The sequence below is a fragment of the Flagellimonas flava genome, assembly GCF_900129665.1.
GTDB classification, from domain to species: domain Bacteria; phylum Bacteroidota; class Bacteroidia; order Flavobacteriales; family Flavobacteriaceae; genus Flagellimonas; species Flagellimonas flava.
Window position 1 is genome coordinate 421,370 of the sequence record NZ_FQWL01000001.1, and the last position, 13,850, is coordinate 435,219.

At 40.9% G+C, this 13,850-nt stretch carries 18 protein-coding genes; 11 read left to right on the plus strand and 7 right to left on the minus strand.

The window, feature by feature from the left end:
* Positions 1-159: 159 nt before the first annotated feature.
* The 9 genes from BUC10_RS01855 to BUC10_RS01895 all read left to right on the plus strand — a co-directional run bounded on the left by BUC10_RS01855 (position 160) and on the right by BUC10_RS01895 (position 6,115).
* Positions 160-1,299, plus strand: coding sequence for a glycoside hydrolase family protein (locus tag BUC10_RS01855; protein ID WP_222843709.1), 1,140 nt, complete (start codon positions 160-162; stop codon positions 1,297-1,299).
* Between the two features lie 163 nt (positions 1,300-1,462).
* Complete coding sequence (locus BUC10_RS01860) at positions 1,463-1,882, plus strand: DUF2141 domain-containing protein (RefSeq protein WP_084732507.1); 420 nt, start codon at positions 1,463-1,465, stop codon at positions 1,880-1,882.
* A 5-nt stretch (positions 1,883-1,887) separates the two neighbouring features.
* On the plus strand, positions 1,888-2,511 hold the full coding sequence (locus tag BUC10_RS01865; protein ID WP_073176206.1) for a hypothetical protein: 624 nt from the start codon (positions 1,888-1,890) through the stop codon (positions 2,509-2,511).
* Positions 2,508-3,851 (plus strand): 2TM domain-containing protein, encoded by a 1,344-nt coding sequence (locus BUC10_RS01870; protein ID WP_073176207.1) that lies wholly within the window; start codon positions 2,508-2,510, stop codon positions 3,849-3,851. Before BUC10_RS01865 ends, BUC10_RS01870 begins: the two co-directional genes overlap by 4 nt.
* Positions 3,852-4,075: 224 nt before the next feature.
* A complete protein-coding gene (locus tag BUC10_RS01875) occupies positions 4,076-4,354 on the plus strand; it encodes a 2TM domain-containing protein (RefSeq protein WP_073176208.1) in 279 nt (92 codons plus the stop codon).
* 39 nt (positions 4,355-4,393) lie between these two features.
* Positions 4,394-4,699, plus strand: a complete 306-nt coding sequence (locus tag BUC10_RS01880) for a 2TM domain-containing protein (RefSeq protein WP_073176209.1) — start codon at positions 4,394-4,396, stop codon at positions 4,697-4,699.
* Positions 4,690-5,007 (plus strand): 2TM domain-containing protein, encoded by a 318-nt coding sequence (locus BUC10_RS01885; RefSeq protein ID WP_245812750.1) that lies wholly within the window; start codon positions 4,690-4,692, stop codon positions 5,005-5,007. The genes BUC10_RS01880 and BUC10_RS01885 overlap by 10 nt, the downstream gene beginning before the upstream one ends.
* The gene (locus tag BUC10_RS01890) at positions 5,007-5,327 is read left to right on the plus strand and encodes a 2TM domain-containing protein (protein WP_073176210.1); all 321 of its coding nucleotides are present in this window, start codon (positions 5,007-5,009) and stop codon (positions 5,325-5,327) included. The genes BUC10_RS01885 and BUC10_RS01890 overlap by 1 nt, the downstream gene beginning before the upstream one ends.
* Positions 5,328-5,359: 32 nt before the next feature.
* Positions 5,360-6,115, plus strand: coding sequence for a LytR/AlgR family response regulator transcription factor (locus BUC10_RS01895; protein WP_073176211.1), 756 nt, complete (start codon positions 5,360-5,362; stop codon positions 6,113-6,115).
* Positions 6,116-6,205: 90 nt separating this feature from the next.
* On the opposite strand, the gene BUC10_RS01900 is transcribed toward BUC10_RS01895, so the two are convergent.
* The gene (locus BUC10_RS01900) at positions 6,206-7,396 is read right to left on the minus strand and encodes an LETM1-related biofilm-associated protein (RefSeq protein WP_073176212.1); all 1,191 of its coding nucleotides are present in this window, start codon (positions 7,394-7,396) and stop codon (positions 6,206-6,208) included.
* Between the two features lie 210 nt (positions 7,397-7,606).
* Here BUC10_RS01900 and BUC10_RS01905 point away from each other — a divergent pair, with 210 nt between their 5' ends.
* A complete protein-coding gene (locus BUC10_RS01905; RefSeq protein WP_073176213.1) occupies positions 7,607-8,254 on the plus strand; it encodes an OmpW/AlkL family protein in 648 nt (215 codons plus the stop codon).
* A gap of 68 nt (positions 8,255-8,322) precedes the next feature.
* Here the strand turns inward: BUC10_RS01905 and BUC10_RS01910 are convergent, their stop codons facing one another.
* The 5 genes from BUC10_RS01910 to BUC10_RS01935 form a co-directional block, all read right to left on the minus strand.
* Positions 8,323-8,679: a YciI family protein gene (locus tag BUC10_RS01910; protein WP_073176214.1), complete on the minus strand. Its 357-nt coding sequence runs from the start codon at positions 8,677-8,679 to the stop codon at positions 8,323-8,325.
* 28 nt (positions 8,680-8,707) lie between these two features.
* On the minus strand, positions 8,708-9,985 hold the full coding sequence (locus tag BUC10_RS01915; protein WP_073176215.1) for an RNA polymerase sigma factor: 1,278 nt from the start codon (positions 9,983-9,985) through the stop codon (positions 8,708-8,710).
* Positions 9,986-9,994: 9 nt separating this feature from the next.
* Positions 9,995-10,999: a GNAT family N-acetyltransferase gene (locus tag BUC10_RS17660; protein ID WP_084732508.1), complete on the minus strand. Its 1,005-nt coding sequence runs from the start codon at positions 10,997-10,999 to the stop codon at positions 9,995-9,997.
* 105 nt (positions 11,000-11,104) lie between these two features.
* Complete coding sequence (locus tag BUC10_RS01930; protein WP_073176216.1) at positions 11,105-11,686, minus strand: superoxide dismutase family protein; 582 nt, start codon at positions 11,684-11,686, stop codon at positions 11,105-11,107.
* A 55-nt stretch (positions 11,687-11,741) separates the two neighbouring features.
* Positions 11,742-12,224, minus strand: a complete 483-nt coding sequence (locus tag BUC10_RS01935; RefSeq protein WP_073176217.1) for a YdeI/OmpD-associated family protein — start codon at positions 12,222-12,224, stop codon at positions 11,742-11,744.
* Positions 12,225-12,394: 170 nt separating this feature from the next.
* Between BUC10_RS01935 and BUC10_RS01940 the strand changes: the two genes are divergently transcribed.
* On the plus strand, positions 12,395-12,604 hold the full coding sequence (locus tag BUC10_RS01940; protein ID WP_073176218.1) for a hypothetical protein: 210 nt from the start codon (positions 12,395-12,397) through the stop codon (positions 12,602-12,604).
* An 8-nt stretch (positions 12,605-12,612) separates the two neighbouring features.
* Here BUC10_RS01940 and BUC10_RS01945 read toward each other — a convergent pair whose 3' ends face one another.
* Entirely contained in the window at positions 12,613-13,830 is a 1,218-nt protein-coding gene (locus tag BUC10_RS01945) for a bifunctional alpha/beta hydrolase/OsmC family protein (RefSeq protein WP_073176219.1), read from the minus strand.
* Positions 13,831-13,850: the final 20 nt, after the last annotated feature.

The window sequence follows — 13,850 nt, forward strand, 5'->3', positions numbered from 1 at the left end:
CACCATACTTTTAAAAAGGGTCAAAATTTAACAGAGCAATTGTCCAACATGGGATTATAAATCGGTGTTTAGGTCAAGAACTACGTCGTTTAGCTAAGAATCTGTGGGCAAACAAAAAAGTTTGGGTACTTTCAGGCTAGATAACGCAAAAACCAAAAAATGTACAGACTACTATTACTTCTATTCATGAGTGTTACCGTGGTGGCATGTAAATCCAAAAATGCCGAAACCGATTCGTCTACGGAAAAAACCAAAATACCGGTTTATGCTTGGACGGGAGGCCCTGGTGAGGCTTCGGATGAAGAACTTCTGGAGCAATTTCAGGATTTTAAGGCCAAGGGAATAGATGGATTAATGTATAACGGTGGCCATGACCCTCAAACCTATGCCAGGGTTGGGAAGCTTGTAAAACAGGCTGGGATGGAATTCCATACATGGATTCCGACCATGGTGCAGGGAAAAAGTCCCAAAATAGAGGAGGACTGGTACGCGGTCAATAGAAATGGCGAATCTGCCCTTGATAAACCTGCCTATGTATCGCACTATACCTTCCTGTGTCCTAGCAAGGAAGGAACCTATAACTTCTTGGCCGATTTGTACGGAGGTGTTGCGGAAGTGGAGGAAGTGGACGGCATCCATCTGGATTATATTCGGTTCCCTGATGTGATTTTGGCCAGGGGCCTGTGGGATAAATATGGTTTGGTCATGGATAGGGAATTCCCGCAATTCGATTATTGCTACTGCGATCAATGCACATCCAACTTTAAGGAAAAAACAGGAATTGATATCAAAGCCGAAAAAGACCCACCAAATGTTGAGGAATGGGTTCAGTTTAGATATGATCTTATAACCAGTATTGTAAATCGTTTGACCGATGTGGTACATTCCAAGGGTAAAAAGATAAACGCGGCCGTATTTCCAGGACCAAGCATCTCAAAAAAACTGGTGCGTCAGGAATGGAACAAATGGGATTTGGATGCTGTATATCCTATGAACTACAATGATTTTTACTTGGAAGGCCCGGAATGGGTGGGGGAAATGACCAAAGAAGAAGTGGCCGCGGCCAAAAATAGTGCACCGGTCTACAGCGGATTGTTCATCTGCCCAACACCTGAAACCAAGACAAGTGAAAAAGACCCAGAAAACCACGGACTCCTTCCTGAGGAACTGGGCACCGCCATTGCAGCATCAATGCAAAACGGAGCAACAGGTATTTGTCTGTTCACTCCTGGAAGGATGACCGATGCACATTGGGAAGCCTTTGAGGAAGCAATTTATAAGGATTACTCCACGGAGTAAACTTTAGGTTTGAGTTTAAATACCCGATGGTCTTTTTTGGTCATCGGGTATTTTTTTTGTCCATTCCCAACAATCCATCCCCCAATTCGTACAATTCGGTCATTCTTTTTGTGGTAGCTCTACCTGTATCCTGAATTTTGGGGCATAACTAAAAACAAAAAAAATGAAAACATTGATCCTAAGTCTTATGGTAACCGTAAGTTTTGTGACTCTGACAAAGGCACAATCCTTAGCCACCTTGACAGTTTCCATAGAGAATATCGAAAATGATGAAGGTATGATTCGCGTAGGACTCTACAACACTCCCAACAGTTGGTTGGAAGAGGTTTTTATGGGAGGTGAAACCACTATTGAAAACGGAAAGGGCCAATTGGTTTTTAAAAATGTCCCTTTTGGCGAATATGCCATATCGCTATACCATGACGAAAATAACAATGGAAAGCTGGATAAATATCTAGGGTTTTATCCAAAAGAAGTTTACGGATGTAGCAATCAAGCACGTGGCAATTATGGCCCACCAAAATGGACGGATGCCAAATTCACTATAGATCAAAACACAAATAAACAAATCATTAAACTCTGAATATCATGAAAAAACTAGTTGTATTAGCATTGCTGTTTGTAACCGGAATAATCCAGGCCCAAGATCAATATACCAACGGTATGGGGAAGGCATTCCAACTTTGGGGCGAACAAAAAACCACAGAAGCTTCCAATCTCTTTGAGCGAATTGCCATGGCAGAACAAGATAATTGGCTACCCCATTATTACGTAGCCCACGTAAATACCTTGGCCTCCTTTGGTGAAAAGGATTTTGAAAAGCTATCACAGCAGTTGGAAAAGGCGAAAGAGTTTCTTGATCTGGCCAATGCGATTTCTCCGGAAAATCCAGAACTTATGGTGTTGGAAGCCTTGATCAATACCGCCTGGATTGCCTATGATGGGGCTACCTACGGCATGACACTATCGGGAAAAAATTTCCAGCTGTATGAAAAGGCCTTGGCCATGGCACCTGAAAACCCGAGGGTGGTACTGGCAAAAGCAGAATGGGATATGGGTAGTGCCAAATATTTTGGGAAGGATATTACACCATATTGCAAGGACGTTGAAAAATCCTTGGAACTTTTTGCTAATTTTAGCGAGGATACTCCCTTTTACCCCTCTTGGGGCAAGGACCGCGCGGAAGTGGTTCTTAAGCAATGCGGCGAATGAAAAACACCTTAAAATATATTGGTAAGTTATTAGTGACATCCATTCTTATTGGATTGGCTATTGCAGGGGTATTTATTGGACTTAGAGCACTTTCCGGGGGGTCGGTATCATTGGATATCGGCCTTTTGCGTGAAATCGGCTATTATCTCTTTTACTCCATTGTATTGGCCTCATTAAATGGAGTTTATTTCGATTACCTGAACCACAAGGTAGTATGGAAACGTTATGCCAAGTATCGATTGCTCATTGGTGCATTAGGTGGTGTTGTGCTGACCATGTTGGGCATATTCTGGATTCGAATCGTTATCAATTTGGGTTTTGAGGGTGAGAGTTGGGATGAGTTCATAATCAATGAAAAGGCAATTTACTACGTGGTTGCCCTACTTATCACCATTGTGATTTCTGTGTTTTTCCATGCCTTTTATTTTTATAGGAATTGGCAGGAAAAAAGAGTTAAAGAACAAAAAATCATTGCTGGTACAGCTTCGGCACGATTTGATGCTCTAAAAAACCAGTTGGACCCACATTTTTTATTTAACAGCCTTAATGTATTGACCAGTTTGATTGAAGAAGAACCGGTTCAGGCGCAGAAATTCACAACTTCACTCTCCAAGGTCTATCGTTATGTTTTGGAGCAAAAGAACAAGGATTTGGTCACTGTGGACGAGGAACTCGACTTTGCGCGAACCTATGTAAAGCTACTTAAAATGCGTTTTGAGGAGAGTATCATTTTTGAAATTCCTGAAAAAAGTAGCATGCCCGATGCCAAAATAGTACCACTGTCACTACAATTGTTGTTGGAGAATGCTGTAAAGCATAATGTGGTAACCTCTTCACGACCCTTGCATTTAACGGTAAAAGAAGAATCGGGGATGTTGGTGGTAAGTAATAATTTGCAAGAGAAACAAGTAGTTCGGAAAAGCAGTGGGGTAGGGCTTCAGAATATTAAACAACGTTATGCAATTCTAACCAATAGGGCGGTGAAAATTAATAGTGGGCCTTCCACTTTTAGCGTCTCCCTCCCCATTCTTACCCAACAAATAAAAGTCGTTGAAACGCAGGAGAGCCATATAGCTGAAAAACGATACCTGAAAGCTAAGGAACGGGTGAAGGCTATTAAGGACTTCTATTCGCATTTGATTAGTTATTGTTTGGTTATTCCCTTTTTATGGTGGTTGAATTATAGGACTACCGATTTTTTATGGGCTTTCTTTCCTACGATCGGCTGGGGTTTTGGGCTTTTGGCACACGGTATGGATGCATTTGGAAATAATCCTTTCTTGGGAAAACGCTGGGAAGAAAGGAAGATCCAAGAACTTATGGATAATGAGGATTTTTAGGCTACGGTTCCTATATAGGTATAATTCCTCGTTCCCATGCTCCATTTTGCATATCTAACCTGGCCAATATCTCAATGCAAGGCGGACCTATCTTCTGCTTCCAATGACTGGATATTTTTGCATACAGTACAATTCATCCATGTAAAACAACAATTGACGCAACCACTTTTTTTATAGCCCTATGGAGTACCTAAGTTTGGTCTATAATTAAAAACAAGCAAAAAATGGAAGATATTAATGAGTACAGATACAAACGTGCAAAAGATAAGGTAAATGCCTTGAAATCATTTTACTCAAGTCTAATTGCCTATTGTGTGGTAATACCACTTCTTGCCTATTTTAATTACAGCACCACAAGCTTTCCCTGGGTAATTTTCCCGGCAGTGGGTTGGGGAATTGGATTGCTTTGCAAGTGGATGGACGCCACAGGACGTAACCTTATTTTGGGCCGGGACTGGGAAGAGCGTAAAATCAGGGAGTTTATGGATGGCAGTGAATCCTAATGAATCCTTATCTTTAATTTGCCCACAAAACCAACTAAAATGCAGGACCTCAATAAAGAAAGTAAGTACATTAGAGCCAAGGAAAGGGTGGACGAGCTCAAGAAGTTTTATAGCCATCTTTGGACTTATATCCTGGTCATTTCAGGACTAGCTTTAATCAATTACCTCTCCATCGGATTTGAATATATGTGGTTTTTATGGGTCGCGTTTGGATGGGGTGTCGGATTGGTTTTCCAAGCTCTGGGAACCTTTAGGCTCAACCCGTTCTTTGGAAAACGATGGGAGGAAGAAAAAATAAAACGATTGATGGCGGACGAAGAAGGAGAAACAAAAAAATGGAAATAATTATGGAACAGTTTGATGAAGATAAATACAAGAGGGCCAAAAAGAAAGTAGAGGACCTCAAAGGGTTTTACATCCATTCTATGGTGTATTTGGTCATTAACACCTTTATATTGATCAATATTTACAACCATACCGATGATTTTTGGCAGTGGCCACATTTTGTTACCCTGGCCGCATGGGGAATTGGGTTGGGCTTTCATGCCATAAAAACCTTCGCCTACAACCCGTTTTTTGGTAAAAACTGGGAGGCAAAGCAGATAGAGAAGTATATGGAAGAGGACAAGAAGGAAATAGATAAATACAGATAATGGAAAGTAGGGAGGCAAGCTTTTTTAGGGCTAAGAAACGGGTAAAGCAAATAAGCGGGTTTTATACACATTTAGCTGTATTTCTCGTAGTCAATATCATTATGTACGCGGTCAAGGATAGCACCATGTCATTGATCATTGAGAAAAGTGGAATTCATGAGATAGGCTTTGAAAACTACCTGCACTGGCAATTTTGGACTATAACTATTAGCTGGGCGGTCATTTTGATAATCCAAGGACTAAAGCTCTATGGACGACCTCTAATAGCGAAATGGGAACAGCGCAAGATTCAAGAATATATCAATGGGGATGATCTATAAGCCCCATAGAACCAAACCTCAACATTGACCAAATGAATGTAATCATTATAGAAGACGAAAAACCGGCAGCAAGAAGGTTGAGTAGATTATTGTCCGATTTAGATGTCGGAGTCTCCACCCTTTTGCATAGTGTGGAAGAATCAATTTCGTGGTTCCAGTCCAATCCACATCCCGATCTTATTTTTTTGGATATTCAATTATCGGATGGATTGTCCTTTGAAATATTTGACATAGTGGAGGTGAAAAGTGCTATTATTTTTACCACGGCTTATGACGAATATGCCCTTCAGGCATTCAAATTGAACAGCATCGATTATTTGTTAAAACCAATCGATGATGAAGACCTGGAAAAGGCAGTAAAAAAGTACCGGGATTTCAAACCCGAAAACCAGAAAATTTCTGTTGATTTTGATGACATAAAAAAGCTTTTGGTCAACCCTTTGGAACGTGAGTACAAAAAAAGGTTCACCGTAAAGGTTGGGCAGCATCTCAAAATTATTAACGCTGAGGAGGTGGAATGTTTTTATAGCGAGAACAAGGGTACCTATGCCGCCACGGTGGAGGGGAGGAGTTATTTGTTGGATACTACTTTGGAGCATCTTGAAGATGAACTTTCGCCAAAGAAATTTTTTAGGGTCAGCAGAAAGTTCTATGTGAACATCAATCACATAAACGACATCATTTCATACACTAATTCTAGGCTGCAAATCAAGCTAAATCGATTTAATGAGCAAGAAATTATTGTGAGTCGAGAGCGTGTAAAGGATTTTAAGCTTTGGTTAGAATGATGCGTCTTATAAATCTGATTTATAAAACTTTAAATCATTTCAAAAACAACTATAAATTTTTCTTATACCAGCTAATATGCCCGAAAAACCTTAATTTTCTTCAACTCGGTTATCATCAAAGGCTGATGGTAGCAATTTAGGAATTAATTTGATAAAAATTGGGAGTAAGACGGCTCCACCCGGAAGCATAAAAATGGCGAGCGAAGGGACACTTTTAAAAATATCAAGTAGTTGGTTTTGCACTTTTTTCTTCTCCTCGGAAGTCAATTCTTTAACGGCAGATTTGGAAAGCAATCCGACCAATTCTTTACTTTCGGTAAGCTCTTTTTTCAATCTTTTACTGTTTCGTAAAATGAGTTTGCTTACATTTTTGGACATGCCGTCATAGAATTGTGAGGCCAAATTTTTATCGTTCAAATAGCTTACCCTTTCTTTATTTTTTTGAAAAAAGTCAAACACATTTTCAATGGCAGATTGGACCTCTTTTTCAGTCTTGTCCAAGTCGTTTCCCAAACCTAAAATATAGTCAGATTCCGAATAGCTGACCTGTTGGTCTTCCCAAATTGTTAAGCAGGCCATATCCAAAAAATAATCCTTTTCACAATCCGTAAAATTATGTTTCAAAAGATCTCGGTAGGAGCCATCAAAATGTGCTTCATTCAGATTAACATAGGTCAAAGAAGAAGCTAACAATTGCATCAATTTGACATCTTTCTCGTGTGCGTCTTTAGAATTCAATGCCTGGTATGCAATGTTCATGGTTACATATTCCAATAATTGCGCATGTTCCATAAGGGAAGGATGACCATTCAGGTAAATTCTAAAAATAAGCACATCGACGTACAAAAGGGAGTTGGTGATACTGTTTCCAAACGCACGGTTAAAAGCATTCCCTCCTAAATAAATGCGGGAATCCAATAGTTTTTCCAACTGATTTTCCGTTTGGGTGCCTCCAAGGATTTTATTCAAGAATGATATTTTGGCTACCTCCAAGGAACGGTAATATTGAAATACAGTATTTACGAACAGCTCAAAATCAACCTCTCCCTTTTCAAATTTGAAAGTGAAATAGAGGGCCGTTAGTAGATTTATCTTAGCAATCTCATCCTCTGTTAGCTTATGTTCTACTGGTATAAAATCTGGTATATCCAAGTGTATGCCATATACAAACCCATTTTGTTTGAGTTCTTGGTATAGGCTAGTAAAGTCTGGGAAGTAAGTGGCTTCTTTTTTGGCAAGATGCCCAAACTTATTGATCCATCCTGCGGCAGAAGGGTTCATTGGGTTAACTGATTTACATCATAAAATAAAGCAAATTATACCACTTATGGTGTTATTCGCCACGATTTAAACGAAAAAATATGTTAGGAATTTGTAACCCGATAGAATAAGATTTTACGGATGGTGTGCAAGGACTGACATACAATGATAATGATCATGTTCTTACATGAATTCCCACATTAGTTTTGGAGAAATTTTAAACACAGAAAAATGGGAAAAAAGGTATTAGTTGCATGTATGGCCATCCTGGCGATTAGCAATTGGGCGATGGCCCAGGACGCGCCTACAGATGATTTTTCAAAATGGCAATTTCGACTAAGAGGTATAGTGGTAACGCCTGATGAGAGCGCGGATATTGAAGCGATTGGAGGAGATGCCTCCATATCCACTACAGTTGTTCCAGAATTTGATATCACCTATTTCTTTAATGAAAATTGGTCTGCTGAGCTAATTTTGGCGACCACAAAGCATGATGTTGAAGCCGTAGGCACGGCAGCTGGCGATTTGGATTTGGGTCATGTATGGTTGTTGCCCCCAACCTTGACCGGACAGTATCATTTTACTGGAGGTGACTTCGTTCCTTATCTCGGAGCCGGTTTAAATCTCACCTTATTTTACGGAGTTGATGAAGGGCCTGTTGCCGATGACGTGGACTATGACACCTCAATTGGCTATGCCTTGCAGGGTGGATTCGATTTTATGTTGAACGATAAATGGTTTTTGAACCTGGATGTGAAAAAGCTCTTTTTAAATACGGACGCCACCGTTAATGCTACCACCGCTCTGGGTGCCACCGTAGGTGCCGATGTGGACATTAACCCTTGGATCATTGGATTTGGGGTTGGCGTAAAGTTGTGAAAACCATAATTGGTTTTTAGGTTTATTTGATGAGGGAAGCGGCTTGCCATGGCAAGCCGCTTTCATTTTTAGTTGATGCCCTCAACATGCTTTATAGGTCTGATCTCCATCCGCCAAATACCTTCCTCAAACCTTGGATCCTGTTTTGCAATGCTAATGGCCTCATCAAGGTCGTTGGCCAATAAATGGTAATATCCGGATATGATTTCCTTGGTTTCGTTATAAGGCCCATCAACAATTTTTCCGTTTTTGTAGGATAGCATGGTGCCTGTCATCTCCAGAGGCTGTGCCGATTTCATTCTACCTTCTTCGCTAAGTCGTTTCAGATACCCGCCAACTTTTTCAATGTGCTGCTGCATTTGTTCTGGAGAGAGATTGGCTTTAGGGGATTCCTCACTTCTGATCAGTAATAGAAATTCTTTCATGTCTTTGCTTTTAAGTTAAAATTTGCCCCTAAGACAATTGGGAAGACGAATTAGGGACAAGAGCTTGCTTCTTTTTTTTCAAAATTTCTCGATCCCTGGGATTTTCAGATAGTTTTAGTGCTTCCTCATAGGCCAGTTTGGATGCCAGCCACTGTTGATCACGTTTGTAAAATTCCGCCAAAGTAAAGTGATAGAGATAATAGCGATGAATATCTGTCTGTGTACCTAGATCCTTCAGTTTGGTAATAGCTGATGGTATTCCCTTAACTTCAGCCAGGACAACACATCTGTTCAGCTGCACAATAGGAGATTGCTCAAGAAGTAACAGTTCGTCATAAAGGGATAAGATTCTCTCCCAATCTGTTTTATCATAACTTGCCGCAACACAATGGTTGGCCGAAATAGTGGCCATAAGTGCATAAGAAGATAGCGTATTACCGTGGACCACTCTGTCCAAAAATTGAATTCCATACTGGATGAGTTCTTTGTCCCACTTGGACCGATCTTGCTCTCTTAAATCCATTAACTCGCCAGTTTTCGATACTCTAGACTTAAACCGTGCAACATTAAAGTACATCAGGGCCAAAAGGGCGTGAATGTCTGCTTTTTTTGGTATAAGTTGGCTGTCCGAAAGCAATTGGGCCAAACGAATGGCCTCCAGACAAAGATCAAAACGGATGGTTTGGTTTTTAATGGCTGGGAGATAGCCTTCATTGAACAGCAGATAAATTGTTTTGAGAACAGTCTGCAATCGATGATTTAAGTCTTGTTCGTTGGGCGAATCAAGTTCAACATTACGCAGTTGTTTTCGCCCTCTAACCAAACGTTTGTTGATAGTTTCCTTATTGGAGAAAAAAGCATTGGCAATCTCTGATATACTGAAACCAGAAAGAATTTTTAAGATTAAGGCAATTCTGGAATGTTCAGGAATGGAATCATGACAACACCAAAACATCATTTTTAGCTGACTGTCTTCAATAAGTTCTTCCGAGAAAGGTAATTGCTCCACTTCGAAAGTGCCATTTGTTTGATGGAAGGTGTAAGCCCTCTGATGTTTTCTGCGTTTTAACGCATTCAACGCCAAATTCCTGGCGGTAGTGTAGAGCCAAGCCTTAGGCTGGTCGGGAATACCATGAAGATCCCAGTGCTTAGTAGCCTGTAAAAGAGCATCCTGGACAATGTCTTCTGCGGTTTCTACATGCTCACTGCCCAAATAACGGGTAATTACGGCGACAAGTTTTCCGTACTCATTCCTAAAAAAATGGGAGGTGAGTTCTCCGGTTTTATTTAAACCTGTTGATTTCACCTTACCAAGTTACTTTAGATTTAATCGATAACCATATACTTCAAGCCCGTTTTGCGAAAAATCCAAATCCTTGGAACGAACAAAACCCAATCCCTTGTACATCCGGATAGCGGGTTTCATGTAAGCCGTTGAATGTATGATGACTTGAGGATGGCCTTTCTTTTTGGCCTTGTTGATGCAGGCAATACTGAGGGCTTTACCAATGCCAAGACCTCTTGTGGAAGGATCCACGGCCAAAAGACGAAATCCGGAAGCATTTTTTTCAGAAGGGGCCGTCCCTCCAGAACCATAAAATTTCATGTCTCCAAAATAAAGGACCCCACCTAAAAGCGAACCGGAATTAGAGGTAGCGACCAAAAGCTCCGCATCCGGGTTTTGCGTGAAACTGCCTATATCAGCTAGTTTTTGGTAGTAGTCGGGCTGCTCGTCAGCTTTTGGGAAACCTTCCAACCCACCATACACCTGCACCATTAATTTTCCAATAGCATTGAATTCGGAGGGATATGCGTTACGAATGCTAAAAACAGATTCGGAATTGGAGTTCCCAAACTTTTTAAGATAACGCTCGCTGAAACCCTGGTCGAGCAACTTACCCTCCAGCTCGTTCAGCTGATTTAAAAAATCGTTCCCCACAAATTCCTCTAAAACTTCTTGAATACGGTTCCATTCTTGCTCATAAGTCGGTAGCTTTCTATACCCTTTTTGTGATAGTTGAATCAGGGTTTTACGTCCATCTTTTGAATCCTTCGACATGTTTAGATAGCCACGTTGTTTCATTTTTCGGGTAATCTTTATCATGGCAGGATGTGAGAAACCCAAGGTGTTCGCAATATCGGTTACGGTAAGCTTTCCTCTCTCCTTTAAAAGCAGAAAAATAACATGCCAATTGGGCTCAATATCAATATTTAAGTTGGAGTAGTGGGATACCGTACTGGAGACAATACGTTCATTCAAACGTTTTATTCGAGCGGTAAAACCCAAATATCGTAATTGTTGTAAAAAGTCTTGTTCCATTGGGAAGGTTGTAGCTAAAAGGACAAATATAATTCAATTTACGTAACTGGTTACGTATTTTAACAGAATATAAGAATAGGGCCAAATTGGCCCTATCTTTCTATTTTATTGGATGATTCCGGTACAGGCAATACGAGCTCCTGCAGCACCACTGGGTTGGGAAGTAAAGTCATCCACTCCCTGATGTACGATTACCGCCTTACCAACAATGTTTTTGGTTTCGTCATCGCATCCTATACACCATTCATTGGTGGCAAAATCAACCGTAGCGCTCCCATCCGCATCGGCTACAAAATTGCCTATGTCTCCTTTATGGTATCCTCCTTCAGCACCCCATTTGGCATGTGGTTGGAAGGTAGGGTTCCAATGCCCACCTGTAGACTTGCCATCTGCGGACGAGCAGTCTGCTTTTTCATGGATATGGATGGCATGCTCACCTTCGGAAAGTCCACTAAGCATAGCTTTCATGATCACATTTCCGTTTTCTTCGGTAAAGGTGACCTTTCCACTAACTTCACTATCACTCTTGGCTTCCATTGAAAAAGTAATGGATTTTACCTCGACTACTTCTTCCTTAACCTCCTCTACCACCTCTTCAGCCTTTGTTTCCGCTTCTTTCTTGGCTTGCTTGCAACTAGTCGCAGCTATCAACAAAAGCCCCATTGCAATTGCTTGTATTTTTTTCATCTTAAGGGTTTTTAGGTTTTGGTCTAAGGTACTGAATATTTAATCTGATTTCAACCTAAAGTGGTTTCAGTAGTTCTTTGTTGTCCCGAACGCCCCTTTTTAGGTTTTCACAGAGGATAAGGGATTTATCAATCCGGGTTTGCGGGTTTTTATAGCGAATGATCATGTAGATAATCCCACGTTTTTTTCCAGCGGTAAGACTTTCAAAGACCTGAGAGGCCTCATAATCACTGGAAAGTACGGCTTCAAACTCCTCAGGCATGTCCACCCCATATTTTGAGTTGTCTTCAAAAAACTGAAGTCGAAAGTAATCATTGGGAAAAATGCCAAGTGTTTTTTGGTGATTCTTACTGAACATGATAAAAACTTGTTCCTTCCTTTTTTGAAGCGCTGCGAAAAATTCTAGGGATTTCCCTTCAAAGGTGGCTTTCACCTTAACTCTTCTCTGTCCTTTGTCCAAAAAGGGAATGGCAATTTCCATGGGAATTGGAATGCTATGGCTACCTTGGACTACAACCTCGAACGGACGACTTTCCATGTTTACAATTGTTTTGGAATGGTTTTTAGCGTTATCAAACTTGATGATTTTAACCTCAATGATTCATGGAAAAAAGATAGGGATATCAACTCTAAAAAGTAATGATCTTTTAAAACAAGCGTTATTTTCATATAACCCAATTTCCCCCTAGGGTTGCTTAAAACGTATTTATGCTGGTCCAACAACCATCTCAGTATATCGATTTTTTGGTTTACTGCAAAAAAAGACGATCTTTTTGCAAGGGATACCATCGTTTAAAGAAGCTTTGGTACAATGGGGAGATTGCCTACTCCGATTATGTGCAATCTTTGCGCAAAATTCGAAGGGCCGCCATTGAATTGGAATTGGACTACTTCGATATTCTTCACATGCGTTATTAAAAACGCCTTTATTCCACCAAAGTACTCAACACTTGGGTTGCGCTATGCAAGGTTTTGTGCACGGGGCATTTATCGGCAATTTGCATGATTCGTGCTTTTTGTTTTTCATCCAGGTCACCAGTAAGCTTTATTTCCCGCTTAAAAGTGTAGATTTTGGCACTATCCTCTTCACAGTTCTCACAATCCACGGCATGTGATTTGCCATAAGAGGTGTGAACCTCCACATTATCAACTGGCCACCCTTTTCGTTTGGCATACATCTGGATCGTCATGACGGTACATGCGGAAAGTCCCGCTGAGACCAATTCGTATGGGGAAGGTCCAAAATCGTTACCTCCATAACTTTCGGGTTCATCCGCTGTCATAAAATGGTTGCCCACCTTCATCTGGGTGGTAAAGCCATCCGAACTATCCAAGCTTGCCACTACCTGATGTTTGGTCTTCAAGGTGTCAACTGAGCTTGGCATGTCCACATAGCGTTTGGCCCATCCCGCTATAACTTCGCCAACATATTGGCTATCTTCTTTCCTGGACAGCAAATGATCCGCCCCGTCCAATGATACAAAACTTTTAGGATGATGTGCAGCTATATAAATTTCTTCGGCATTTTGTATACCTACGGTATCATCTTGTGGAGCATGAAGTATTAAAAGCGGTTTTCTTAATGCTTTTGCGATTTCCGGCAAGGATTTAGTTTCCAAGTCATCCAAAAACTGCTTTTTAATGGTGAAATCCCTTCCGCTTAAATTAACCACAGCTTTACCTGTTTTCAAAATTTCATCAACACCGCTGCGCAGCAAATGTTTTACATGAACTGGATTGGAAGGGGCACCTACCGTTGCCACGGCTTTTATGGAGGGTATGTCCGAAGCTGCAAAAATGGAAGCTGCTCCACCCAGCGAGTGTCCAATGATTAGGGTAGGAGCCTCATAATTTTCCTCAAGAAATTGGGCCGCAGCGACCAAGTCTTCAACATTTCCAGAAAAATTGGTGTCTGCAAAATCCCCATCACTCTCGCCCAAACCAGTAAAATCAAAACGGAGTACACCAAAACCATGTGAGGTCAGCGCCTTTCCAATATGCCGCACCGCCAAGAGATTCTTGTTACAGGTAAAGCAATGCGCAAAAATTGCAAAATTGTGAGGATGTCTATCAACCGGAAGTTCCAGCCTGCCCACCAAGGTCTGTCCATCGTTATTTTTGAATGTTACTTTTTGAAGGCCCATAGTTGCTGTCAGAAGTTTAT